Below are 25009 nucleotides of genomic sequence, written 5' to 3'. Positions count from 1 at the left end.
TGTCTTTAACAAGAATAGTGGATTATGCGATAATTCGTTATTCAGAAAAAATTAATTAACTCATTGTTATCTTCAACTCTTTATCCTTTGCATTTATTTTAACCGTTTTACCGCTACTTATTTCGCCTGCTAAAATCATTTTGGCTAAATTATTTTGTATTTCCCGCTGGATAAGACGTTTTAAGGGTCTTGCTCCAAAGCTTGGATCATAACCTTTTGCGGCTAAATAATTTAAGGCAGATTCGTCAAATTCAAGAATAATATTTTGTACTAGTAAAATTTTCTTTAAGCTTTCAAGCTGTATCTTAACTATATCATGAATATTATTACGATTTAGGCGATGGAATAATATAATCTCGTCTAGTCTGTTTAAAAACTCAGGTTTAAATACTGCTTTTACATATTCCATAACCTCATCCTTTACTTTATATGTATCTTCATCCTCTTTCTGATTAACGAGTATCTCAGCACCTAAATTAGACGTTAAAACTATTATAGTATTCTTAAAATCAACCGTTATACCTTGACTATCTGTTAATCTTCCCTCATCAAGTATTTGCAGCATAATATTAAATATGTCGGGATGGGCTTTTTCAACCTCATCAAATAATATTACCTGATAAGGACGGCGTCTTACTGCCTCCGTCAACACCCCGCCTTGATCATATCCAATATAGCCGGGAGGAGCTCCTATCAGGCGAGAAATAGCGTGCTTTTCCATATATTCCGACATATCTATACGAAGTATTGCATTACGGTCATCAAAAAGAAAACCAGCTAAGGCTTTGGTAAGCTCGGTTTTACCGACTCCAGTCGGTCCTAAGAATAAGAACGAACCAAGTGGGCGGTTAATATCTTGAATCCCTGCACGTGATCTTCTTACCGCATCACTAACACCTTTAATTGCCTTATCCTGCCCTATTACCGATTCTCGTAATTTCTGCTCCATCACAAGGAGACGCTCACGTTCACTTGATAGCATCGTATCAATTGGAATACCAGTAATACGAGAGATAATACTTGCTATATCGCTTTCCGATACAACTTCTTTTAACAGCCCTTTATTATCCTTACTTTCGGCTTCCTGAATCTTTTTCATAATCTCAGGTATAATTCCGTATTTTAGCTCACTAGCTTTAGCGAGATTAGCATCACGTTCGGCACGTTCAAGCTCGTTTCGGCTACGGTCTAGTTCTTCTTTGAGCTTTTGTGTTTGCTGTAGTTTAGACTTTTCAGCTTGCCATTTAGCTCCCACATCATAGGATTTAGACTCTAATTTTTCTAATTCTGTAGTTAAATGCTCTATTTTCTTTTTAGAATGCTCGTCATTTTCTTTTTTAAGTGCTGCAAGCTCTATTTTTATCTGAATAATACGACGGTCCAGCTCATCAAGCTCTTCTGGTTTACTTGATAGCTCTATTTTCATACGGCTACAAGCTTCATCAATTAAATCAATAGCTTTATCAGGTAAATAACGATCGGTAACATAACGGTTTGATAACGTCGCTGCTGCAACTATTGCACTATCGGAAATTCGCACTGCATGATGCAGCTCATATTTTTCTTTAATTCCTCTAAGTATTGATATAGTATCCTCAATCGTCGGCTCACTCACGTAAACAGGCTGAAAACGACGAGCAAGTGCCGCATCTTTCTCGATATATTTACGATATTCATCTAGAGTAGTAGCACCAATACAATGCAGCTCACCACGAGCAAGCATCGGCTTTAGTAAATTCGAGGCATCCATAGCACCGTCAGTTTTTCCCGTACCGACTAATAGATGCAATTCATCGATAAATAAAATAATTTCACCGCTTGATTCTTTGATTTCGCTAAGCACTGCTTTAAGACGCTCTTCAAATTCACCTCGATATTTAGCTCCCGCTATTAAAGCTCCCATATCAAGCTCAATAATACGGCAATTAATAAGCGATTCAGGTACATCCTTACTAAATATTCGTTGTGCAAGCCCCTCTATTATAGCAGTTTTACCGACTCCAGGTTCACCGATCAATACAGGATTATTTTTCATACGTCGTGATAGTACCTGCACCGTTCTTCTTATTTCTTCATCACGCCCGATTATCGGGTCAAGCTTACCGCTTTCGGCAAGCTCTGTTACGTCTCTGCCATATTTCTTTAAAGCATCGTAACTATTTTCTGCTGATTCGGTATCTGCTTTTCTGCCTTTACGAAGCTGTAAAATAGCTGTTGCTATTTTTTTATTATTAATTCCATTATTCGTTAAAATTTTACCGGCTATAGTATTATCATAAGTTAATGCTTCAAACATACGCTCTATGGTTACAAAGCTATCCCCACTGTTTTTAGCAATGCTACTAGCTTTTTCTAAAACTTTAAGGGCTTCAGCAGAAGAATAAACTTGTCCCCCTCCCTCAACCTGAACTTTTGGGATTTTATTTAGTTCTAGCTGAACTTGATTTTTTAATAAGTTTATATTACCACCGGTATTATTAATAAGGGTTTGAATTATACCTGTTTCTTCACTTAAAAAACTAGATAATAAATGCAAAGGTAATATTTGCTGATGATCATTTTTAGCAGCAAGTGATTGGCTACTAGCTATCACTGATTTAGCATGTGCAGTAAATTTATCAATATTCATATAAATAACATATTTTAATTAATAAAGTTAAATATTTTTAACTAGATTATTTTTATATAATAATTTTTAATTAAAATAACAAGAGATGCACAACTATCATATATTATAATGCTTTCATCATTAAAAAAACAATTTGATAATGATAAAGAGCTTTTATTAAATTATACAAAAGAATTTTTAACCACACCCCAGAGTAGGCGTTCCTTTAGAAACAAATAGAGCTAAAATTGAAGGGAAAAACGGTGAAACTCTAATATTAATACGTAACGGTCGTAACAATCCCAATGAAAAAATTGTTTTAGGCACTAAAGCTTTTGAAATGCAATATTTTGCTATCAGAGGAGTGATAGACACAGCAAAGGGCGAAAATAAACCTGAGCTTGTGCTGAAATTAAATAAAGAAGCAGTAAAATCTATAGTTTTACATCTCAAAAAATATGCAAGCTGAAATTGACAGTGTTGCCGAATTGCTAGGAAAAAATGGTATTAAAAATGCTCATAAAAAATAAATGTTGCTAAAGATTTTCAAAATTTCAATGATGAGCATTGTAATATAGTAACTTTGTCAAAAGTCATCAATGATGAGGGGAAAAAGCATATTGTAGTCAAAACGGAAGTAGCTTTTAAAGGTCTGATAGAAGAACAAAAGCAAGAATATCAAAATAGAGATGGTAAAAACTGGTATAATGTAATGCCTGAATGGGAGAGGAAGCTTGTTGATCAATTATACTGATACAATTTAAAACGGTAGACATGTTATCCCAACCCAGTTACGACAAATTGTTGGCATGAAAAACGCCTTTGAAAAAATTGGGGCAATAACCGACAAAGACGGTAAAAATTTTGAAATATTGCTTACATCTAAACATGCAGGTACATTAGCCTCGATTTCAAATGATAATGTTTTAATATATGACTTTACACAATGTATGTATTGCTGCTAGTGCTGTAAGTAGCGGCCTAGTAGTTCCTGATGCAAGGTATTTAACATGTGAGTACCTCTTCTCTTATAAAATGGGTTTGTTATCTTGGCAACATAACAGCGTCCGGTTTTTAAATTCTATTGCCACTGCTCTAATAGCAGTTCTGCATGATGCCAGTGATAATATGTTTAACTCTAAGGAAGAAAAAAAGCTAGTAGATGTACTTACTAAATTTTGTAAAATGATTAATAAACAATCTGATATAACCGTACCTGTAGGACAATATCTACAGAGATTAGCTTTACTTTTTGCTAATTTCAGGAGTGTAGAAATCAAAAAAAATAATGAGAAAGATTTCAGTAATTTCTTTACGACTAAATTGCCAATGCAAAATAAATTTTTTGTTATGATACCAATAATACCAAAGAAATGAATAGTAAATCCTATGGAAAAATTAGCGTTTCAAGATGCTATTTCTTTGATTAGTTATATGTATCATCATGCAGATATTAAAGAGTTCTAAATCGTTGTTAAATCAAATTTTAACTACTACAAAAAAAGGATTAAGCACATCATGGGATGATATAAAGAAAATTACTCCCGGCAATGTAGAGTACGATTTATGGCAAATGGAAAAGCAAGTATCTGAACCTGAAATAATAACTGAGAAAGCAAAAAGCAGACAGCTGCGAAGTATAAAGATATCTTGTGCTTTTCAGTTGATTGCTCAAAACCATTTTTGAAAAAAATAGCGATTTCTTCAACCGACATCAGAAGAGGAGTTGAAAATTTACTTAATCAAAAATATTTTGCTGATAAATTTACTGAAGAAGAACAAGGTTGTTTTGTCTTATTCTTAGCATATAAAATATTTAGATATGGTAATAAGGTATGTCTCGAATATTTTAGCGAGCAACAGCCGGGGCTAATTACAAAAATTTTCGATGATTATCCTCATTTATTTTTTAGGAGAGAGGCAATTAACATATGTATTAAAAATAAAGATGGTAGAAAAAAAGCATTAGATGCAATAAAGTTAAAATCGTCAGATAACTTTTTTAAAGATTGCTTTGATAGAGTATTCCCTAAGGTAGATGTTGTTGTAAACCTCATATTTGAAGAAAAACTTAAACCGAAGCACGTACCTAATGAACCTGAGCTTGTATTTAACTGAGAGCTCATGCCTTTAAATATAGACGAAAATGATGATGTACTACCCAACAGGTAATGTAGAAAATAACCACTAAATTTTTAAAATGACTAGCATATATCACATTCTTGACCATGTTCCTGCTATTTATAAGCAGGACATGGAAATAGAGTATGAGCATTTGGCTATGCAATTGATTAAGTCCGGTAAATTACGGATAGATGCCGATGGTTGCTGCAATTTTGCAAGGTTTACCGAACCTGCTCTTAATATAAGCTTAATGGTTAGTCAAGAAGAGCTAACAAGCCCGCATTTAATCCCTAAAACTACCAAGCTTTTTCAAAATTTATACAGAAATTCCGCTTCAGATCAAAAAATAAAATCAATTTTCGATAATTTAAAAAAGCAAATACAAAAGCTACAGCCAGTTAAGAAAGAAGTAACCGAAATGCTAACACGTATTTTTGTTCAGTCGGCTCATCCAATCGTAATAAGGTGGCTTCTTCTTAATAAGACAGAAGTATTTCTTACCTACTCACATAATATCGGCGATATGATGGATATGGTTAGCTGGCAACGAGTAGGCGGTAATAGCGGTATGCAAAGCACTAACGGCAAGGACGTAGCTATTTTTGTTTCATGCGGCGGTAATCCTTTTGCTGAAAACAATAAAGACCATCCGACTTATGGCAACGGCTTTGCTGCGGCAGCAAGACTTCAGATTATCGCAGCCCAAGAGCTTGGGCATTTTGCCGATATAAAAAGAGATGATAAAGGTAGGCCAATAACTCGCCATTCGGCTAATTTTTCTGGTACTAAAGCTAACGATAAAGTACGAATTGCTAGAAAAAATGACATAATACATTGTCATAATTTGCTGAGTAAGCTCCTTAAAGCAGGTATGAAAAAGCAATTAGATTATGAAACGAAACTTAAATTTTATAATGCAAATAAAGTTAGCGGCTTAAAAGTTTATGCTATAAAATTCATGATTTTTATATATAAATTTCGGCTTTTAAATTATAGCAGTAGGAATAATCTAATATTTGTAAGAAAATTTAAAACCGATGAATATATGGCATTAATGATTGATGCTATGTTTAAAGATATGCAAGCTAATTTATCACCGGCAGCTGACGTGTATAAAAATAAAAACCCTGAAATTAAAGAAGCAATAGCTTGCATTGAAGCCTTAGCAAGAGTACCACAACAAGCCATAAAATGGGGATATTTAACTACCAAAGAAACTATGCATGACCTTTATAAAATATATTATAACGAGGTTATACCTTCTTTAATTACTAGCTATAATGCTGTCACCGGTGAAAATTATCAACGTGATTTTAAAAAGCCAAAAAGTAATTTCTTTTCTAAAATCAATATCTTTAGTAACAAAAAGTTAGTACTAAAACCGGTTAGGGAATTATGAGTATACTGATGTGAAATGAAGAATAGTAGACGAAGATTAACTTCAAAAAGAGTAAGGAATTCGCAAGGCGATGAGGCATTGCTGCGTAGATATTGTTTTTCCCTCATTGCGAGGAAAAGTACAAAGTAATTTGATGAAGCAATCTCAGGAATTTGTTATTATTTCATGAGATTGCCACGCAGCCTACGGCTGCTCGCAATGACGATTTGATATCCCGCACAGAGATGATATTTTTAGAATAATATCTTTAACTTTAATGAACCTCTTGGTGGCTAGTATATTTGCTGCGTAAATTACAGTTATATGTTACAAATAGCTCAATATTCTTATGAGCAGTAAGTAAACTTGCACCTACATTATAGCCGACTTTCGGTGTGCTGCTACTTGTAGTGTTCTCAAAGTAATTATCTGCCCAAATAAATCTACACCTTAGGTCGCTTATCGCTAAAGCTATTTTTTACGGAAGCATGTAGTCCTGGTACTATTTGAGTATCGTTTGATAATCTCTTAGGAGCGGTTAATTTTATGCCTGCAATCTCTGTAGTTACGTTACCGGACTTACCAGAGACATACATATTATTCACACCTGTAGCACCGGTTTGGGTATAAGCATTATCTTTATATGTATTATATCTAATACCGATATTAGGCATTAAATTTATACCGTCCATGGCAGAGAATTGATAACCAACATTACCCTCAAAACCATAAGCTTTGCTTGTATATTTACCGCTAGCCGTTTTATAGCTATGAAGTCCGACCGGGCTTAAGTCCTTTTTGTTGATTTTACTGTTACTTGCTGAAAATATTTCTTGTAATATAAAGCCATTACTAAATTATTGTTGACCGTATAGAGAAATAATATCGCTTTCTGCTGATAATTTATCACCAGTGCTTGAACTTTTAAACTTAAAGTCAGAGTTCATACGGCTATATACAATACCGACAAGGCTATTTTCCCCGATGTAAAGCTCACCGCCAATCGTACCCTGGATACCGTGCCTTTTTATAGCTAGGATTACCTTTACATGCATCTTGATTACTTGAACCGAAAGTACCGGCAACCCATAATCCTTTTTTAGTAATTATAGGGTTTGCTTCATCACCTGCTGCAACGACTATCATAGTACCACCTGATAAGTAATTATTAATACTAGTAGTTACTGCTTTAGCTGTAACTACACTAACCGATCTTGTTTTTTGCTCGGTTAAATGCTCTACTACTTTTTTGCATTATCAGGTGCAACTTGAGCTAAGTTTGCTACGAATAATAAGGATTGTTCTTGTTTTACTCACTACAACAGTATCATCATTAGCTACTTTAGCTACTTCTTTAAGCTCAGCTTGATTATTTACTCATTCCTTAGCAAGCTCTACAGCATGTTTTTCAGGATTTTGCATAACAAGTGCAGATTTTTCTCTAATCACTTCTTTTTGTGCTTCCACTACAAAAGTATTTTCCGTATGAACAACGATAGTATTATTGATTGCCTCAGCTAATTTTTGTGACTCAGGTTTTTTAACATATTCCTCTGCTACTCTTATTTCGTTAGCTTTTGACGTTGCTGATACTCCACTTGCAGTCTTTGCTGTTCAGCTCTTTCGTTCACGCTGAGCTTGTGCTTGTACATCTTGCCGGTACTACTAAACCGGCTAGGTTAGCTTGTGTCTCTGCATCAGCTTGATCTTGTCTAGCTTGAACCAGTTCTAGAGCTACATTATCAATTGGTTATTGTATCTCTCTTTGTCTAGCTTGTCCATCTGGCTGCAGTACTGCAATTTGTGCCAGTACTTCTCTTTGTGCATTTGTTAAGTCCAACTGTGCTACAAACGGAACATTACGAATATCAAATAAAGCTTGCTGTGCTCGATTTTGTTCCCCTATATCGGCTCCTGCATGTGCAGCATTTAATCATTGCTGTGCATCTGCTAATTGTTGCGGATTCTCGGCTTGTATTCATGCTAGTGCATTCTGTGCTTGCCTTAACCTTAAGTTTTCTCTGTCTACTTGTCGCTGTCCCCTTACCAGAATCGCTACCATATCTTGTTATAGTCGTGCTTGTCTCTGTCCTAACATATCTAATGTTTCTTTTGCTACTGTTACGTTTCCTACTATCGCTGCTTCCGCTCTTGCTTGAGCATGTGCCAGTTGTGCCACTTGCTTGCACTCCTACTTGTTGTACTTGTAATCCTTGCGGTAAAGCAACGGTTCCGGTAACTGCAGTATAAGTATATTCATTAGGAACAAATGCATCTCCATTACTCATCCTCAAAATTGATAGGATAGCTACATCATTCACCGTATGAGCCCTATTAATATTAATCACAATATTTGTACCGAATGCCGTAGGGAGATTTTGAAACACTATACCGCTTTCTCCTAAGGCATTTAATTTATAGTAATATTGCCTTCAAGTACTACATCACTGGTAAGAATTACGTTATGTCTAAGATCGAATGCCGAGCCGTTAATGTTAGCATTACCGCTAACATTACCGCTAATTGTAATGTCCTGCGTGCGAATATTATAAGTCCCCGAATCAAAATTAGTTTGTCTAGAATGAATATCATTATGCAATTTGTATTCATGATTACCTTCAAACATCACTTTAGAAACTTGTTTGGTTTGTGAGCCGATTTCATAATATCAGGAATCTTTACGAAAGTTACCTCTCCTCTCATAGTTTTAGTAGTAGTAATATTACCGGTAATGGTTAGCTCAGAACCTGTTCCATTACCGCTTGTTAGCTTTAGCTTTGCTTTTGCATTATTATTGGCTCCATATGCAAGAGGTGCTCCTAAAGCATTTTGAACTGCCCTTTGAGGTTGCAGGTAGGGGTTATGGTGTTTGTTTGGTAGGTAATCGTCATTGCAAGCAGGCATTGCCCACGTGGATCAGTGTTCCGTTGTCATCCTGTGGTCAAGCCACGGGATGACACTGAGTACGTTTTTCGATCCGCACAACAATGTCGTAATTTCCTCGCAATGACGTCAAAATAACATCCTATTCATCATCTATATTAGAAAGCTCATCTTGTAATTCTCGAGAAAATACATCCTCATCATCGTTAGAATCATTCGATTTCTTAAGAGAATTTTTGAAATTATTTAGGTCTTTATTTTCAAATATTTCAATAGATTTTAAAGTCTCGTTTGGAATTATAACTATAATATTTTTACTTAATTCATCTAAATAATCAGTAGTAACGGAAACTTTCAGTACTCCTCCATATTTGCCCTGTTTGCTACTTACTACAAAATCTTTTAAAGATTTACTTTTAAAATAGTTTTCAGAAGTAAAGATCATTGTTATAAAAAATAGTACTAACGAGATAGTAATACCTACGGCCAATCCTGCTAATAGCCCTAAGAATCTTTCAATAAAACCGTTTCTCATAAATGAAATTATAGCAAGAAATTTATAAACTATAAAAACACATAAAATTAAAGCAATAACATAAGATATAACACCGGCAATAATTATTCTTATAACCTCATTATCCATATATTTCCCGATTAGGTCAGAAATATATGGATATAAAAAATATCCTAACATTATAGAAGTAATAAAACCGAGTATTCTAGTTACAAACCCGATTATGCCTTGATATAAGCCGAAAAAGGAGAAAAGAGTAATAATAGCAAAAATAGTAATATCAAAAAATGTGATCATTATTGTTAACTTCTATTGAATAATTAGACTTAAATCTTATATATTAATTTATGGGTGATAAAATTTTTCATAACTTATCCGGTAAAACACTAGTTGCTACACCGTATGTAATTACAAAAGGCATTTACCATAAATCCTTAATTTATATGTTATCACACACGGAAGAAGGAGCAATAGGATTAATATTTAACCGCTTAGTAAATCATATAGATTTAAAATCGTTTTTTAAAATAAAAAATGATGAAATAACAACCCCGATTATGGTTCCTATATATCTTGGCGGACCCATAGAACATGAAAAAGGATTTTTTCTTCATTCTAGCGATTATAATAAAAATTTGTTATTGGATTTCCATAATGATTTAGCAGTAAGCTCTAATTTAGAAATTTCAGAAGATATAGCTTCCGGTAAAGGACCTAAAAATAGCTTATTTATTGTCGGTTATACAGCATGGAAACCAGGGCAGCTTGAAGAAGAATTAGAGAAAAATCTATGGCTGGTTATGGATTGTAATAAAGAATTTATTTTTGCCGATAATCCTGAAAGTAAATGGCATAATGCATTAAAACACTTAGGCATTGATGAAATACATTTCTCATCACAAATAGGAAATGCTTAGAGATTATCTGTTAACCATTTTTCGGTAAGCCTAAGCAATAATGCTTTAAAAATTTTAATAATATATTAGGTGTAACTATAAATAATAGCATTAGTAATTTAGAAAAACTAATAGGCTCAGTCAGCAAGCAAGAAGCTAAATCTCTTAAGTATATTACCGTCTCTAAATCTATTACAGAAATATCTCAAAATCTTGATAAAGTAATATATGATAAGCTTTTATCAGCCTGTGTGTTACCTGATCAAGCGCTACCTATTTATAATTTATTAGAAAAATTACTAAAAGAAACTCATAAATCTATTAATGATTGTTATAAAAACGAAAACTTATATAAACATCAATTAGCAGAAATTTATTGTCAACAAGCACAAATCTGTACACCTAATAATGGCTCAACAAAACTATCTAAAGACTCAATAGGATTGTATGAAAACGCTGCTAACCTTGGTTCTGAAGAAGTAAATATAAAACTTGGGAGAATTGATTTAAGAGCAGAAATTATGTAAAAGCTTTAGAATATTTTAAAAATACTACTCATACATCTTATGCAAAAGAAGCTTTTAATAAATTATTATATCTCAAAGAATCAGCACTAAAAAAGAAAATACAGCAAAAGAATCCGCAAAATATAGCTAAATTAGCATCAGAAATAATTGAATTATATTCAAGCCAAGGTGATTTTTATAACCAATATAATCTAGATATATCAGAAGTCTGCAAACTTCACTAAAAGTATTTTGTCTTAATACGAAAGCTCTCATAGAAGAACAAGGCAGACCTAAACTTTATGGAATATTATTTGTCTAAAGAGTTAACATCAATAATTTCTTCACCGTGTAGTCAACTCAAATTTATACAAAAAACTGAAAAATATAAAAATTTAGCAGAAAAATTTAAAGAAGAAAAACTAGAAACTGATTATATGAATATTACAACAAGCCGGTCACATGATTCATACTTTAAAGAACCTTTACTTAAGTTCGATGATTTAAACCTTAATTCTTCATTTAGACCATATTATGATAATAATGAAGATTCTAGCAATATGTTAGGTGCCTGTTATAATTCCTCAGAGTATCCTCAATGAGAAAAATCTAACATCTCTTAATACAATTTTTATAGACAAGCAGAAATGTGGTGCTAGTATAAAAATAGCTATATTTAACGATGAATTAGATTATGACAAATAATCAATTTTCCGAAGATACCAAAAAAATTGCTGATCAAATAAAAGATGCATTAATGGGTATTAGTGACGATCTTGTACTTGAAAGTAAAGAGGTAGAGGAAATTTTTGAAGAATTAAGCCAAAATGAAGAATTTGAGTATGAGATGGAACGAATGCTTGCTATCTTAAATGAACAAACTATGGATTTAACTCAACTGCAAAGTCGGATTATCTTATTAATCCGTAAGTATTTAGGTAAAACTAAAAACTTAAAGCTTAAAATGCTTACAATAGATGAGAAGCTCATTAACAAGAATGTTGCCGAAGTCAGTAATTATTTAATGCATCAGCATTCTAAAATAGTTAGAGATGCTAATAAAAACCTTGCAAACCCAAAAGACAAATTACAAGGTTTAACTCAACAAGCTAGGATAGACTTAAAACGTTTATTAAAAAGCTTTGCCGTTTACCAAATTTATATGTTTATGAACCCAAAAAGAATAGCAGGCGAAACGAAGTTAATGAACTTCGCCTATAATATGATCAAAGGGGGCATGAAACTCGCTAAAAAATATGAAGGTGGCAAGGAAAAAAACATTAAATCATATTCACCTAGACTTATTAAAAAACTTGAAAGAGCTCATGCCGACTTTAAAAAACGTGGCGGCATATCAATTTAACTATTGTACCTTTTTATAAAGAGCTTATACTAAACTAACATTAATATTATGATAGGTATCAAACTTTCAACTTTCATGTAAACTTAATATTTCGGAACTAATAATTTGGGTACACCTTGGCTACAGTACTCAAGAAAAACACCACGCTCAACCTGTAAAAATTAACATAAAACTTTTTCTCTCAACTCCTCCCCTTGCTACTGTAACGGATAATATAAACGATACTGTTTGTTATGCAGAAATCGTACGGCTAGTACAAAAACTTTCTCAAGAAAATCACTTTAATCTTATCGAGTATACTTAGCTGCACAAATATATGATATTCTTTATCAAAATTTTATCGAATCTAAATTAGAAAAGATTTTTCTAAACGTAACCGTTACTAAATTAAAATCACCGATTTCAGGAGTGCATGGCAGAGTTTCTTTTTATTCAAGAAAGGAGACACTATGATTTATATTTCTATAGACAGTAATTTAGGTAATAGACTTTTAAATATTAAAAAAGATCTAAATATTTACTAAAAAGTTGTGATTTTATATTGCTTAAGCAAGCTATTCTACCACCTAATGCAGATAAAGCTTGGGATAAATCATATTTAAATATGGTGGTACAGGGCAAAAGTACTTTAACGCCTAGTACACTTCTAATTGAGCTTAAAAAGATTGAAAAACAACTAGGTCGAGCAAACTCTTACGATAAATGGTCTCCAAGAGTTATTGACTTAGATATCCTACTTTGGAATAATTGCCATATAGATTTACCTGATTTAAAGATACCGCATCCTGAATTATTAAACAGACCGTTTCTTATTCATCTAATTGCAGGTTTAAGCTTGGAATGTCGTGATTCATGTCCGATCAATAATTTTTACAACAATAAAATCTTTGCAGAAATAGCACATTTAATTGAAAATCAAGGAGTTATACACTCTCTTGTTTTAAATCCTCAATTTGTCGGTATTTTAAACATTACTCCTGATTCTTTTTCTGATGGAGGATTGAGTTTTTATAAAGAAGATGCCGTTAGAAATTTTGTATGCTTGATAAATGAAGGGACTACAATAATTAAGTTTGAATCACAATCAACACGTCCTTCTGCTTTAATTATTAATGAAGATGAAGAATATGCAAGACTTAATAATGTTCTTGAAGAGCTTAAGGAAGTTATAGTCAGTATTGATAGTTTTACTCCTGAAGTAATTAAACGTATTTAAAAAAATACCCTATTTCCTGTATCAACTTGGTTAAAAATAATCTAGATGGTTATACATTACAATTAATTGCCGATTATAATTGTAAAATTATTACTATGCATTCATTAACCGTTCCACTGCAAAAACAAAAATGTCTTGATTTCGATAAATCTCCGCTTGCTAGCTTAAATATATGGACAGAGCAAGAAATAACAAAATTAGAAAAATGTGGATTTGATAGACAAAATATCATGCTTGATCCTGAAATTGGTTTTGGAAAATCCATTTATCAAAATTTATATATATTACAACATATTAAAGAATTTAAAAATCTAGGAGGTGAGATATTGATAGGACACTCACGAAAATCTTATATTTCTGCTTTTTATAATTCCAAAGCATCGGAAATAGACTTAGAAACAATAGCAATATCAAAATATTTAATGGAAAACGTAGTTGATTATTTACAAGTGCATAATGTTACATCAAAGACTTTTTGTAGCAGACCATATGATTAAATATGTATAGTTAAATGCATTAAATTATGTGAGATGCCTTGGTCTTATACTAAGGAGTTTAAATATTTTTATCAGACGGTAAAAATAATATTATAGTCATGGGACAAAAAACCTTTTACTGATAACCTCTAAAAGGAGGTAAGATAAAATTTTTATAACAGCTTAATATAAAAAGAGCAATATAACCTCTTAAATCATCCATTTTATCAATTATGGAATATGGGAAAACTTGCTCATTCTACTTTACAAATTTACACAAAAGAATATTATTATCACGTTACAGCTTTCCCACGTTATAGAAGTGCAATACATTCCAAGTGTAGTGATATACAAGCTAAACAAATATTACTTGGTAATCTTATAGAAGAAGAACAAGGTAAAGAAAATCACCCGGAACTATGGAAACGTTTTGCTGAAGGACTTGGATGTTAAGAAACCAACTCACTTCAGAACCTAAATTAAACTTAACTCAAAAACTTGTTCAAGGTTATTTTAAATTAACAGAGAAATCTTTTTCTATAGGTCTTGGAGCACCTTATGCTCATGAGCGTCAGACTCCTAAAGGATCTGACTTTAAAATTCAAGGATTACAAAAATTTTATGGAATTTCAGATTACAGAACTTTACAATTTTTCATTGTTCAGAGTAAAGTTGATCAATGGCATACACAAGAATATGCAAGTTTGATTAATAATTTAAGTTCAAAAGAACAAAAATGAGCATATCAAGGAGCAAAACTACTATGGCAATTTCTAGACGGTATAAATGCAACGTATTAATAATTTAACTATTATTCTTTCATAAGATGAAAAATATCTTCCTACATTCCTTAAGTCTTGAAAATTATCGTAATTTTAAAAATCTTGAACTAAAAACAGATAATACACCAATAATTTTAATAGGTGAAAACGGTAGCGGTAAAACTAATATTTTAGAAGCTATATCGCTATTTTATCCAGGAAGAGGGCTGAGATCAGCAAAACTTGCCGATATATGCAAAACTTCAGAAGATCATTGTCTAGTTAAAGCTCTATTGCAAAGTAAGCTAGGACTTGCAGAATTTACCACCCAATTTAAACGTAGTTCTAATAGAAGGATAACTGAGTATAACGAAAGTAAAATAGCCAATAATGAGTTAAGTAAATTCACTAGCATGGTATGGCTGACTCCGCACATGGAAGGAATCTTTACAAGCGGTAGCAGTGCTAGAAGAAAATTTCTTGATAGAATAGTTTATAATTTTGATCCAAAGCATGCAGAACTAGTTAGTAAATACGAATATTACATGCATGAGAGAAATAAAATTCTAGTAGAAGATATAAGAGATGATAATTGGCTTAAAATTATTGAAGAAAAGATGGCTGATATTTCTAACCATATTGCTAATAATCGCTTAAAAACCTTAGAATTTATGCAGCAAGCAATAGATAACCTTGAAAATGAATTTCCAAAAGCCGATTTATCGATTGATGGCATTGTTGAACAAAAAATATTAAACGGCAAAGAAAATATTGTTAGTTTTATTACTGCAGAACTTTATCAAACAAGAAGCAAAGATAAACTACTTGGTCGCACTAGTTTTGGAGTTCATAAAAGTGACTTTTTAGTAAAGCATCAAAAGAAAAATATCTTAGCCAAATTCTGTTCTACCGGTGAACAAAAAGCTATATTAATTGCAATAATCCTTGCTGAAATGAATTATGCTATAAAGCTAACTAAAATAGCACCGATTTTACTTTTAGATGAGGTCTTTGTACATTTAGACGACAAAAGACGTCAATATTTAATCGAATTTTTTATCGGCTTAACCATACAACTATGGGTTACCACTACCAATCTAGAGGGAATAGAAAATTTTGCAACTAAAGCACAATTGATTAAGTTATAGTTTGTGTAATAATGTCATTCCTGCTTTCGCAGAAATGACATCAAGAGTATTTTCTGATCCATACAATAAAGCACTATCCCAATCAGATTCACAAGAAAAATTTATAACATCCTTCTTGATTTTTATTGCACCTCTTAAAAAACCAAAATAACTATTATTATTTTTCATAAAATTACACTTCACTTACATATTATATGAGCATTAGTTAAAAATTTTTTGTATATAAATATATTGCTTAATCTTTTGAAACTGCTTAAAATTAATTTTTAATTTATGTAAATACTATGACAAAACAAGCTAATAAAATATCCTATGATGAAGTACCTTATTCTCCATTTACTTTCAGTTATACCTCCCCACCTTATTTAAGAACTATCGGCAAACTATTCGGACTAAACCCTCCCCCTCTTGAAACTGCTAAAATACTTGAACTCGGTTGTGGAATCGGCGTTAATCTGCTTAACTTTGCTGAAACATATCCTAAATCACAATCTCTAGGTGTTGACTTATCTAAAACACAAATAGAATTAGGTAAAAAAATTATCAGTGATTTGAAAATAAAAAATACCGAACTAAAGGCATTATCTATATTGGACATTGATGAGTCATACGGTAAGTTTGATTATATAGTTTGTCACGGCGTATATTCATGGGTACCTGAAGAAGTACAAAATAAAATACTCGAAGTCTGTAATAAACTGCTAAATCCGAACGGCATAGCTTTTGTAAGCTATAATACGCTCCCGGGCTGGAATATGCAGGGAACAATACGTGAAATGATTATGTTCCATTCAGAGCTATTTAATACTAGCCATGATAAATTACAGCAAGCTAAATTACTTTTAAAGTTCATCAATGACTCATTAGAAAACTCCACAACGCCTTATTCTAATTTCTTACGAGATGAAACAAAATTATTATCTACATATACGGACTCATATGTATTACATGAATATTTAGGCGAAATTAATACAGGTACATACTTTCACCAATTCATAGAAAAAGCTCAAAAAAATCATCTAAATTACTTAGGTGATACGTCGCTTACTGCAATGTTTATCGGTAATTTACCTACTCAGGCAGCAGAAAAGCTACAAGCCATTAATGATATTGTTCGTACTGAGCAATATATGGATTTTATCACTAATAGAAAGTTCCGCTCAACATTATTATGTCATCAAAACATACCTATAAACAGAAAAATTGAATTTAATAATTTAAAAGAGTTTTTTACTAGCCTTAATATTAAACCGGTAATTCTAGAAAAAGCTGTTGATTTAACTAACGAACAGGAAAATGTTAGCTTCTATTACGAAAATTTACCTGAGCCTTTTATTTCAACCACTTCGCCAATCATGAAAGCTATTTTATATGTATATGCCGAAAATATTAGCAATCCGATAAGCTTAGAACAAGTAGCAAAAGAAGCTTTTAAAAAGCTTGGTAAATATCAATTACAAGATTTCTTAGCAGCATTAGAACAGCATTTTATCATATTCATTTTTCAAGGTTATCTCAAAATATTTGAGACCAAACCTCATGCTATAGCAACTATCACCGAAAAACCTAAAACTAGCGAATTTGCAAGACATCAAGCAAAACAAGCACATTTTAATAATGTAACTAGCGTGTTTAGCGTCACTAATAGACTTAACGATATGGTAGGTATACCAATACATGAAAAATATATTTTAGAAATGTTAGACGGTACGCACAATATTGATGATATTAAGAAAGGCATTCTTGAAAAAATTAATTCAAAACTTTTAACTGCTCGTGACGATAAAGGACAGGAAGTAACAGATCCAAAATTATTAAAAGAATTTGTTGACTATGTAGTTAATACATCCCTTGAGAAATTCCGGATAAATTATCTGTTAGTAGAGTAATTAAAATGTTCGTGGTCAAGTCTGCTTTGTTATATAGATCAGCTTTTCCGTTATTGCGGGTAGTCATAGACTACAGCCAATCCATAAAAATGTAATCCGAGTAAATGAAGAGTAGCTATACGAAGTTCAACTTGGAAAAGAGCAAGGAGCCTGTAAGCCGAGGACCGGAGTATACACTTAATACGTGAGCACCCGAGGACTTACAAAAACGACACAGCCAGTTTTTCAAGTTAAACGAATATAACTATGCTACTAATTTTTCACGCAATACTTCAACTAACTTATTAATTGCTTCGGTTGGGTGGATGTTTTCAAGGATAGCAAGCTCGCCTGCAAGTCTATTTAAAGCTGATTCGTAGAGTGTTCTTTCACTGTAAGAACGATCGTTATCAACATTTTTATGTAAGTCCCGTAATACTTCGGCTATGGATACAATATTACCTGAGTTAATTTTACCTTCATATTCTTGGGCTCTTCTACTCCACATTCTATTTCCTGGTTTTGGTTTACCTTGAAGAGTTGAATATATGACATCTAAATCTTTTCTGCTTACAACCGCTCTAAGACCAACAACCGCAGCTCTACTAACAGGCACTTTTAATGTCATTTTATCCTGCGAAAAGGAAATTACATATACTTTAATTTCAGTACCTGCAATAGTATGATATTCTATATTTGTTATTTCACCAACCCCATGTGCAGGATAGACAATTCTCTGCCCTATTTTAAACTCGGATTTTTGTTCGGATTGTGTTGTATTTGCCATTATTAATTCCTCCGTAGTGTTTTAATGCCTTAAGAACTTAATGTTTAGACTATTATTTTCTACAGCATAGCACATTTTGCTTTTATTATAAAGTAGAGATTTTTATTGAAATAAAATTGATACGATCTTATTGTAGATAATATTAATATAATAAGTTATAAGGAATAAACATGCGAAGTATTTTTATTGTACTAATATTTTTATTATTTTTGAGTAGCTGTTCAGAAGAAAAAGCACAGGATAAGAACCATGAGGAAAAACAAATAATAGAGCACGGAACTCTACAAAATAACGAAACTTCTAAAGAAACAAATCAGGAAGCCGTAAATTCTAAAAATACGGCTGAATCAATAGTTCCTGCCAATGATAATAATCAGACTGATGAAGTATCAATGCCGGCTTCACAAGAACAAAAAAATCCTACAATAAAACCTGTTAAAGTCACTTTTAAAGTTGATGATAATGATATAGTTCTCGGTAACAAAAAATCAAATGTTATAGTAGTCGAGTATTTTTCTCCTACCTGTCCGCATTGTGCTTATTATCATCAAACAATTTTTCCGGAACTTAAGAAAAAATATATTGATACTAACAAAATTGCATATGTGGTTCGTGAATTTATTGCTACTAAACAAGATTTAGATGCTGCAATTTTAGCCCGCTGCAAGGGGGATACAAATAGCTTTACACAACTTCATAATATCATGTTAAGACAACAAGATAAGTGGGCATATAACAATAAATACAGAGAATTATTAACTGATATAGGACAACTTGGCGGTATTTCTCCGGAAGAATATAAACAATGTTTAAATAATGATAAAATTACTGCAATACTAATTGCTAATACCAATTTTGTAGCAAAAGCACCCCAATTTATAGGTACTCCTTCTTTCTTCGTTAACGGAGTACAAACAGGAAGTTATAGCATAGATACTATTTCCACAGCAGTTGATAAAGCTTTAGAGGAGCAGAAAGAAAAAGCAAAAAATGAAATGAGCTTGTAATTTAGATTGTCATTGCGAGCAGTCGTAGACTGTGCGGCAATCTCATTAAATATCCTGAGATTGCTTCGTCGACGCCTATGGCGTCTTCTTACAATGACGGAGATAAACTAATGAATACGGAAAAACTAAAAGATATCAAAGCAAGAATTAAAGACTTAAAAACTCCTAAGTTTTCTAATCCTAAAATTCGACAAGAAATTAGTCCGTTCACTATCGCTGTAGATTTAGTTTCAGGTACAATGGTAGGTATCGTAATTGGAATATTTACGGATAAATTTTTTAATTCTAAACCTTTATTTCTTATTATATTTACAATAATAGGAATGATTGCCGGCTTTAATATTATAAGGCAAAAAGTAAATAATAAAAAGTAAGGAAATGACTCATAGCCCTTTAGCACAATTTGATATCAAAAAATTAATAGACATCAAAATGTTCGGTTTTGACGTCAGCTTTACTAATTCGAGTATCTATATGTTACTTGCTAGCATCTTAGCTCTAACTTATTTTTACTTAGCTTTTTATAACCGGAAATTAGTACCTTCTAGATTACAAGTGAGTGCTGAAATAGTTTATAATCTTGTAGCTGATATGTTAAATCAGAATATAGGAGTAAAAGGACGTAAATTGATTCCGTTAGTTTTTAGTTTATTTATTTTCATTTTATTCTGTAATTTACTTGGTATGACACCTTATAGCTTTACTACTACTAGTCATATTATCGTTACTTTTACCTTGGCAATTCTAGTATTTTTAATGGTAACTATAGTCGGTTTTGTAAAACACGGCTTACATTTTTTAACCCTTTTTTTACCACACGGTACTCCTTTATGGTTAGCACCGTTGATGATAGTAATTGAATTATTTACATATTTAGCAAGACCGGTTAGTTTATCATTGCGACTTGCCGCTAATATGATGGCGGGACATGTTTTATTAAAAGTAATAGCCGGTTTTACCGTTTCATTAATGATTTACTTGAAATTTCTGCCAATACCTCTTATGGTGATACTCATTGGGTTTGAAATTTTTGTTGCAATACTTCAAGCTTATATTTTTACTATTTTATCTTGTATTTATCTTAATGATGCTATCAATTTACACTAGGCTTTTTGCACAACTTGCTTCTAAAGGTAATTTGTACGTCAATCCGATGCTCGAATCCTCAAGTACTTTTTTGTACGCTGCAGTTCTGTGCTTTGTGTTTCCTGCAAATTCCTCTTTATTAGCTTCGTTGTGCAAAAAGCCTATTATACAGATAATTAGATAAAATTTTTTGATTAATTAAAAGTGAGGTTTTTTATGGACATGGTTTCTTTAAAATTTATTGGTACAGGACTTATGGCTATCGGCATATACGGTGCAGCTTTAGGCGTTAGTAATATATTTAGCTCTCTACTTAGTTCAATAGCACGAAACCCTTCGGCTACAGAAAACTTACAAAGAATGGCTCTGATCGGTGCAGGTCTTGCTGAAGCAATGGGACTTTTTTCCTTTGTAATTGCTATGTTACTTATTTTTTCTTAAAATTCATTTTTAAATAAGATGCCTCAATTTGATATTGCTACCTATTATTCACAAATTTTTTGGCTTATCGTTACTTTCGGCTTGTTGTATATCTTTGTTTATAAATTTATAACTCCAAAAGCTGAAGAAATTTTTAATAATAGACAGACAAATATTCAAGATAATATTACGCAAGCTAATACATTGACCATAGAAGTAGAAAAGCTAAATAAATATTATAACGAAGAAATAGACAAAACAAAGGCTGAAATAGATAGGCTAAAAAAAGAAAAAATGGACTCTTTAGAATCAGAATTTTTAATTAAAAAAAAGAATCTAGAGCAAGATTTAAAAAACGCTATAAATCAAAACATTGAAGATATAAATTTAGCTGCTAAGCAATTTAGAACTAATAAAAATGCAGCAATCATAAAGCTTGCAGTTAATATTATTGAAAAAATAGCTGGTACTAAAGCAGATATGAATTTACTACAAAATATAAAAGTAAAATAATGAATTTCCTAGATGAGAGCTTCTGGCTTGCCATTAGTTTTGTAATTTTTGTATATTTAGTTTATAGACCAGTAAAAAAAGTCATTTTAAATTCTTTAGATGCTAAGATTTTAGAAGTCCAAGAAAAAGTTCTAAAAGCTGAAAAGTTAAAAGAAGATGCTACTTTGCTCTTTAAACACACCAACGCACAAATAAAGAAATTAGAAACTTTATGCTCTCAAATGATAGAAGAAAGTAATGAAGTTACAACAAAAATCATTCAAAAAAAAACTAAAGAGATTGAAGAATTTTTAGAGCATAAAAAATCTGATGCTATACAGTTAATGCAAAACCAAAAATTAACCGTAAGTAAAGAGCTACAAGATGAATTTTGTGATGAAGTGATAAAACTTGTATCCGAATATTTTCAATCAGTTAAACTTTCAGAAAGCAACATTGCTAAAAATTTAATGGATAAATCTGACTTTCCTCAGGATGAGGGTAAAGCTACATAGCTACACTAACCACTAGCTAGCAATTTATTTAAAATTGCTTTGTTATAAATTGCATTAATCTATGTAATTGTAAGCCAGCTTATCTATTTTGGTATGTTAGATTCATTATCGATAATGCTTCTAACGTTTTTATAGGTTCTTGTAGCTTTTCTTCATCTATTAAAAATAATTCTTTGAAAATCTCTATACTGATAAAATCATGGTCTAAATCTGCAGAATATTGTAACATCTGCCAAGCTAAAGGTGACTTTTCTAATAATTGTAGTAATAAAATGATTTCTATATGATCATCTTTGCTATTTTTAAAATAATTAATGTAATCATTTACTTTAAGTAATTTATTTGCTTTTAAATATGCTACTGCTTTAGATAGCCTATAAGGATGCAGCATCGTTACTACCAAAGTCTTCTACCAATTTATCAATATCTTTCTTGTTTAATCTATTTTTTAGAGATTTTTTTAAATATAATGTCGCTTCTTTTTTACTAAAAAACTCTAATATAATATTTTCTATATCATCACTTAAATTATTATTTTTAGTAGTAATTATCGTTTGTGCCTTATCATTAAATATATTAATTATACTGTTAAGATAAGGCTCTATATCTTTATGATCTTCAACATTATCAAAAATAAATAATATAGCTGAATTTAAATTAGCAATCCTCTCATGGACTAATCTTATTATGTTTTTATTACGTAAATAGTAAAAATTCTTTAGCAAGTTGTCTATATGCTTCAAGGACTTTGTCTGCAGAATCTGCGTTAATAAAACATACTATTTTCTTTTTCGCTTGTGTTTGTCTATCTCCATATTTTATAGCTAGAGCGGTTTTACCGGCTCCAGCGAGAACACTAACTGTTACAAATCGTTTTTCGTTTAAAGTTTCTTCTATTTGTTGTATAATTTCATTATGGACAATCAGATTATAAGTTGATAAAGGAAGTAAATTGCTAATTATATTTTCTGTAACTTTAATTGTATTCACTAAGAGTATAAATAAGCATTACATCTTCTAATACTTCCTTTGCTTCCCTACTTACTTCAATTAACCTTAAAATTTGCTCTCTTAAGTCATCTACTTTAACTTTAGGTAAGTTTGTAAATATATAATATGCCATATTGGGGTTTTATTTCATATAGTTCTTTTATTACTTTTAACTGTTGTTTTATTAAATTTGGTATTTCTTTTTTATCTATACTCAATTTGCTCAACTGTGCTAGATACCAATTGCTACTGCCCTTATTATTTATATTTGCTATATCTACAGACAAATTTACTTCTTTTATACGATAAGGACCTTTGTAAGAAAGTTCAAATGTTCCATCAGGGGTTATGATCTCTTTTAATGGGCAACCTTGTGCGGCATTATTTTCTAAATGCTTATAAACCTCTAAAAATTGTCCGGTTGCAATATTACCACTTATAAGCTGATCGATTACCTCTAAGAAGCTTCCAAATGTCGTTGCAGTAGCATTTTTATATATTAGATTGCTTGCTAAAGGTAAAAATATCAAGTGACTTATTTATTAGCGTATTATCTTTAGGATTATATTCTATGCGAGGCCAATCTAGTACTTCCTCATACTTTATAGGTTTAACGCTTTTTGGATCAAAAGCATCTAGCATTGGATCAAATAAATAACCGGATAATGATAATACGCCTTCTAACAAGGGAACATAGTTTTTAATTAGCGGTGTTTTATTTAATATATTTATTATCTTGCCTATAAACTTTGGAGTAATTTTAGGAAATAATCTATATGCTTTATTAATATGCGGATTACAGACATTAACAAAATTCAGAGCTGATAAATTAAGTTGTTATATTTAAATTTTTTACGTCAAAGGTAGTTTCATGGCTATATATCTGCGGCTGAAGATTTTCTGTAGCTAAACCCAGGCTATCGAATGTGATTGCCTTTGCTTTTGGATAATGAAAATCTCTATGAGCAAAATATAAACTAAGCTCTGCGAACCATACACCTAAAGAATAACCTGTGAAAGATAAATTATAATTATTCTCTTTAGCATATTTGGTAATCTCCTTTGTAGCGTCGGCCACTTGCTGTGCCACACTATCTGTCCACCTAAAATACTTTTAAAATAAGCTTTAAACGGTGAATTAGTTTTAAACAAATCTAATTTTTCAAATGTAGTACCTCGGATAGGTAAGCACCATTTGTTTTACTTTTTCATTTACATATGCTACTGCGTAATATCTACCTATTTCAGGCTTGTTAAATATTTTCCAGTCTTCTAATTGTTCATTTCAGGTTTTGACCTTTTCATTATTTTCTTTTTCTACAGCAAACTCTACAATATCATTTTCCGTAGAATCCATATAAGCATGTAAACTAAATAAACCATAGACAAAGTTGGTAGGGTGGTGCTTATAGTTTTGATTATTTAAGATAATTTTACTTTCAATCTTTTATACAAACTCACTAGAAGCATTAGGCATCTTGCCCTAGCTTACATTACCGATAAAATTATTATTTTGGATTTTAGCAGCTATTTCCTCTAGCTGCGGAAGCGTTAAATGTAGATTGCTAAAATCTAAATGAACAAATGAAGGGGCATGTTTTCTAGATACACTATAATTGTTTGATAGTCACTTATAGTTTAAGAATAGTTAACTAGATTTTTTGAAGAAAATACATCTGCTTTCATAAATATAGTTCATAAAATTTTATTAGTTGCATTGTATAATATTAATTGAACTAAACTTCGCATCTTCAACTATTATTTTTATTCTGAATTTAAAATTAGATTATTTAAGATCTTATATTATAGGAAAACATAGAATGGTGACCCCTACGGGACTTGAACCCGTGTTCCCACCGTGAAAGGGTGGTGTCCTAACCGCTAGACGAAGGGGCCTTAATTTTAAAGTAGGCAATATAGATATATTAGTCATGGCTATGACCACGGTATGACAGTAAGTTAGAAGCCTTA

The 25009-nt window shown here is 31.7% G+C and carries 32 protein-coding genes, 1 tRNA gene and 5 pseudogenes; 23 read left to right on the top strand and 15 right to left on the bottom strand.

Annotated features, from left to right (window positions below):
* Nucleotides 1-55: 55 nt before the first annotated feature.
* Nucleotides 56-2629, bottom strand: coding sequence for an ATP-dependent chaperone ClpB (clpB, locus tag QUD19_RS02490; protein WP_498808490.1), 2574 nt, complete (start codon nt 2627-2629; stop codon nt 56-58).
* 319 nt (nt 2630-2948) lie between these two features.
* On the opposite strand from clpB, the gene QUD19_RS02485 reads away from it, so the two are divergent.
* The 5 genes and pseudogenes from QUD19_RS02485 (at nt 2949) to QUD19_RS02465 (ending at nt 6131) form a co-directional block, all read left to right on the top strand.
* Entirely contained in the window at nt 2949-3077 is a 129-nt protein-coding gene (locus tag QUD19_RS02485; protein ID WP_498808489.1) for a hypothetical protein, read from the top strand.
* A gap of 114 nt (nt 3078-3191) precedes the next feature.
* A complete protein-coding gene (locus QUD19_RS02480) occupies nt 3192-3362 on the top strand; it encodes a hypothetical protein (RefSeq protein ID WP_498808488.1) in 171 nt (56 codons plus the stop codon).
* A gap of 179 nt (nt 3363-3541) precedes the next feature.
* The gene (locus QUD19_RS02475) at nt 3542-3985 is read left to right on the top strand and encodes a hypothetical protein (RefSeq protein WP_498808487.1); all 444 of its coding nucleotides are present in this window, start codon (nt 3542-3544) and stop codon (nt 3983-3985) included.
* Nucleotides 3986-4271: 286 nt separating this feature from the next.
* Nucleotides 4272-4799 (top strand): annotated as a pseudogene (locus QUD19_RS02470) (hypothetical protein).
* A 9-nt stretch (nt 4800-4808) separates the two neighbouring features.
* A complete protein-coding gene (locus QUD19_RS02465; RefSeq protein ID WP_498808486.1) occupies nt 4809-6131 on the top strand; it encodes a DUF2748 family protein in 1323 nt (440 codons plus the stop codon).
* Nucleotides 6132-6364: 233 nt separating this feature from the next.
* Here QUD19_RS02465 and QUD19_RS02460 read toward each other — a convergent pair.
* The 4 genes and pseudogenes from QUD19_RS02460 to QUD19_RS02445 all read right to left on the bottom strand — a co-directional run bounded on the left by QUD19_RS02460 (nt 6365) and on the right by QUD19_RS02445 (nt 9804).
* Nucleotides 6365-6916: pseudogene (locus tag QUD19_RS02460) on the bottom strand (autotransporter outer membrane beta-barrel domain-containing protein).
* A gap of 187 nt (nt 6917-7103) precedes the next feature.
* Nucleotides 7104-7256, bottom strand: a complete 153-nt coding sequence (locus tag QUD19_RS02455; RefSeq protein ID WP_498808485.1) for a hypothetical protein — start codon at nt 7254-7256, stop codon at nt 7104-7106.
* A 1094-nt stretch (nt 7257-8350) separates the two neighbouring features.
* A pseudogene (locus QUD19_RS02450) lies at nt 8351-8963 on the bottom strand (hypothetical protein); the annotation flags it as partial.
* 172 nt (nt 8964-9135) lie between these two features.
* A complete protein-coding gene (locus tag QUD19_RS02445; protein ID WP_498808484.1) occupies nt 9136-9804 on the bottom strand; it encodes a CvpA family protein in 669 nt (222 codons plus the stop codon).
* A gap of 50 nt (nt 9805-9854) precedes the next feature.
* On the opposite strand from QUD19_RS02445, the gene QUD19_RS02440 reads away from it, so the two are divergent.
* The 11 genes and pseudogenes from QUD19_RS02440 to recF all read left to right on the top strand — a co-directional run bounded on the left by QUD19_RS02440 (nt 9855) and on the right by recF (nt 15873).
* Nucleotides 9855-10424, top strand: coding sequence for a YqgE/AlgH family protein (locus QUD19_RS02440; protein WP_498808483.1), 570 nt, complete (start codon nt 9855-9857; stop codon nt 10422-10424).
* Between the two features lie 230 nt (nt 10425-10654).
* A complete protein-coding gene (locus tag QUD19_RS02435; protein WP_498808481.1) occupies nt 10655-10930 on the top strand; it encodes a hypothetical protein in 276 nt (91 codons plus the stop codon).
* Nucleotides 10931-11211: 281 nt separating this feature from the next.
* Entirely contained in the window at nt 11212-11511 is a 300-nt protein-coding gene (locus QUD19_RS02430) for a hypothetical protein (protein ID WP_498808480.1), read from the top strand.
* A 92-nt stretch (nt 11512-11603) separates the two neighbouring features.
* Nucleotides 11604-12272, top strand: coding sequence for a DUF5394 family protein (locus QUD19_RS02425; protein ID WP_498808478.1), 669 nt, complete (start codon nt 11604-11606; stop codon nt 12270-12272).
* A gap of 88 nt (nt 12273-12360) precedes the next feature.
* Complete coding sequence (locus tag QUD19_RS02420) at nt 12361-12576, top strand: dihydroneopterin aldolase (protein WP_498808658.1); 216 nt, start codon at nt 12361-12363, stop codon at nt 12574-12576.
* Nucleotides 12577-12813: 237 nt separating this feature from the next.
* Complete coding sequence (folK, locus tag QUD19_RS02415) at nt 12814-13488, top strand: 2-amino-4-hydroxy-6-hydroxymethyldihydropteridine diphosphokinase (RefSeq protein WP_498808477.1); 675 nt, start codon at nt 12814-12816, stop codon at nt 13486-13488.
* A 26-nt stretch (nt 13489-13514) separates the two neighbouring features.
* A complete protein-coding gene (locus QUD19_RS02410; protein ID WP_498808476.1) occupies nt 13515-13985 on the top strand; it encodes a dihydropteroate synthase in 471 nt (156 codons plus the stop codon).
* Nucleotides 13986-14015: 30 nt separating this feature from the next.
* Nucleotides 14016-14101 (top strand): annotated as a pseudogene (locus QUD19_RS02405) (dihydrofolate reductase); the annotation flags it as partial.
* A 103-nt stretch (nt 14102-14204) separates the two neighbouring features.
* Nucleotides 14205-14417 carry a thiaminase II/PqqC family protein gene (locus QUD19_RS02400; RefSeq protein WP_498808474.1) on the top strand — a complete coding sequence of 71 codons (213 nt, stop codon included), beginning with the start codon at nt 14205-14207 and terminating at the stop codon, nt 14415-14417.
* Between the two features lie 45 nt (nt 14418-14462).
* A pseudogene (locus QUD19_RS02395) lies at nt 14463-14701 on the top strand (iron-containing redox enzyme family protein); the annotation flags it as partial.
* An 89-nt stretch (nt 14702-14790) separates the two neighbouring features.
* Nucleotides 14791-15873 carry a DNA replication/repair protein RecF gene (gene recF / locus QUD19_RS02390; RefSeq protein WP_498808473.1) on the top strand — a complete coding sequence of 361 codons (1083 nt, stop codon included), beginning with the start codon at nt 14791-14793 and terminating at the stop codon, nt 15871-15873.
* Here the strand turns inward: recF and QUD19_RS02385 are convergent.
* Nucleotides 15868-16041: a hypothetical protein gene (locus QUD19_RS02385; RefSeq protein ID WP_498808472.1), complete on the bottom strand. Its 174-nt coding sequence runs from the start codon at nt 16039-16041 to the stop codon at nt 15868-15870. The genes recF and QUD19_RS02385 overlap by 6 nt on opposite strands.
* 116 nt (nt 16042-16157) lie before the next feature.
* Between QUD19_RS02385 and QUD19_RS02380 the strand changes: the two genes are divergently transcribed.
* On the top strand, nt 16158-17762 hold the full coding sequence (locus QUD19_RS02380) for a methyltransferase regulatory domain-containing protein (protein ID WP_498808471.1): 1605 nt from the start codon (nt 16158-16160) through the stop codon (nt 17760-17762).
* A gap of 244 nt (nt 17763-18006) precedes the next feature.
* Here the strand turns inward: QUD19_RS02380 and QUD19_RS02375 are convergent, their stop codons facing one another.
* On the bottom strand, nt 18007-18528 hold the full coding sequence (locus QUD19_RS02375) for a CarD family transcriptional regulator (RefSeq protein ID WP_498808470.1): 522 nt from the start codon (nt 18526-18528) through the stop codon (nt 18007-18009).
* 170 nt (nt 18529-18698) lie between these two features.
* Between QUD19_RS02375 and QUD19_RS02370 the strand changes: the two genes are divergently transcribed.
* From QUD19_RS02370 to QUD19_RS02345, 6 genes are all read left to right on the top strand, one after another.
* On the top strand, nt 18699-19535 hold the full coding sequence (locus QUD19_RS02370) for a DsbA family protein (RefSeq protein WP_498808469.1): 837 nt from the start codon (nt 18699-18701) through the stop codon (nt 19533-19535).
* Nucleotides 19536-19645: 110 nt separating this feature from the next.
* Complete coding sequence (locus QUD19_RS02365; protein ID WP_498808468.1) at nt 19646-19909, top strand: AtpZ/AtpI family protein; 264 nt, start codon at nt 19646-19648, stop codon at nt 19907-19909.
* A 4-nt stretch (nt 19910-19913) separates the two neighbouring features.
* Nucleotides 19914-20642: a F0F1 ATP synthase subunit A gene (locus QUD19_RS02360; RefSeq protein ID WP_498808467.1), complete on the top strand. Its 729-nt coding sequence runs from the start codon at nt 19914-19916 to the stop codon at nt 20640-20642.
* A 195-nt stretch (nt 20643-20837) separates the two neighbouring features.
* Entirely contained in the window at nt 20838-21062 is a 225-nt protein-coding gene (locus tag QUD19_RS02355) for a F0F1 ATP synthase subunit C (RefSeq protein ID WP_498808466.1), read from the top strand.
* Nucleotides 21063-21080: 18 nt separating this feature from the next.
* Nucleotides 21081-21554 carry a F0F1 ATP synthase subunit B family protein gene (locus tag QUD19_RS02350; protein WP_498808465.1) on the top strand — a complete coding sequence of 158 codons (474 nt, stop codon included), beginning with the start codon at nt 21081-21083 and terminating at the stop codon, nt 21552-21554.
* On the top strand, nt 21554-22048 hold the full coding sequence (locus tag QUD19_RS02345; RefSeq protein ID WP_498808464.1) for a F0F1 ATP synthase subunit B: 495 nt from the start codon (nt 21554-21556) through the stop codon (nt 22046-22048). Before QUD19_RS02350 ends, QUD19_RS02345 begins: the two co-directional genes overlap by 1 nt.
* Before the next feature lie 79 nt (nt 22049-22127).
* Here QUD19_RS02345 and QUD19_RS02340 read toward each other — a convergent pair whose 3' ends face one another.
* The 8 genes from QUD19_RS02340 to QUD19_RS02305 form a co-directional block, all read right to left on the bottom strand.
* Nucleotides 22128-22439, bottom strand: a complete 312-nt coding sequence (locus QUD19_RS02340; RefSeq protein WP_498808463.1) for a hypothetical protein — start codon at nt 22437-22439, stop codon at nt 22128-22130.
* The gene (locus QUD19_RS02335) at nt 22423-22773 is read right to left on the bottom strand and encodes a hypothetical protein (RefSeq protein WP_498808462.1); all 351 of its coding nucleotides are present in this window, start codon (nt 22771-22773) and stop codon (nt 22423-22425) included. The genes QUD19_RS02340 and QUD19_RS02335 overlap by 17 nt, the downstream gene beginning before the upstream one ends.
* Nucleotides 22745-23038 (bottom strand): hypothetical protein, encoded by a 294-nt coding sequence (locus QUD19_RS02330; protein ID WP_498808461.1) that lies wholly within the window; start codon nt 23036-23038, stop codon nt 22745-22747. The genes QUD19_RS02335 and QUD19_RS02330 overlap by 29 nt, the downstream gene beginning before the upstream one ends.
* The gene (locus tag QUD19_RS02325; protein WP_498808460.1) at nt 23025-23171 is read right to left on the bottom strand and encodes a hypothetical protein; all 147 of its coding nucleotides are present in this window, start codon (nt 23169-23171) and stop codon (nt 23025-23027) included. Before QUD19_RS02325 ends, QUD19_RS02330 begins: the two co-directional genes overlap by 14 nt.
* Nucleotides 23140-23568, bottom strand: a complete 429-nt coding sequence (locus QUD19_RS02320; protein WP_498808459.1) for a hypothetical protein — start codon at nt 23566-23568, stop codon at nt 23140-23142. Before QUD19_RS02320 ends, QUD19_RS02325 begins: the two co-directional genes overlap by 32 nt.
* Entirely contained in the window at nt 23531-23725 is a 195-nt protein-coding gene (locus QUD19_RS02315) for a hypothetical protein (protein ID WP_498808458.1), read from the bottom strand. Before QUD19_RS02315 ends, QUD19_RS02320 begins: the two co-directional genes overlap by 38 nt.
* Before the next feature lie 142 nt (nt 23726-23867).
* Entirely contained in the window at nt 23868-24128 is a 261-nt protein-coding gene (locus tag QUD19_RS02310) for a lipase family protein (RefSeq protein ID WP_498808457.1), read from the bottom strand.
* Between the two features lie 731 nt (nt 24129-24859).
* Nucleotides 24860-24934, bottom strand: a tRNA-Glu gene (locus QUD19_RS02305).
* Nucleotides 24935-25009 lie beyond the last annotated feature (75 nt).

It is taken from the genome of Candidatus Rickettsia kotlanii (genome assembly GCA_030295365.1).
In the GTDB taxonomy this organism is placed as follows: Bacteria; Pseudomonadota; Alphaproteobacteria; order Rickettsiales; family Rickettsiaceae; genus Rickettsia; species Rickettsia kotlanii.
This window is presented reverse-complemented; position numbering and strand designations above follow the sequence as displayed.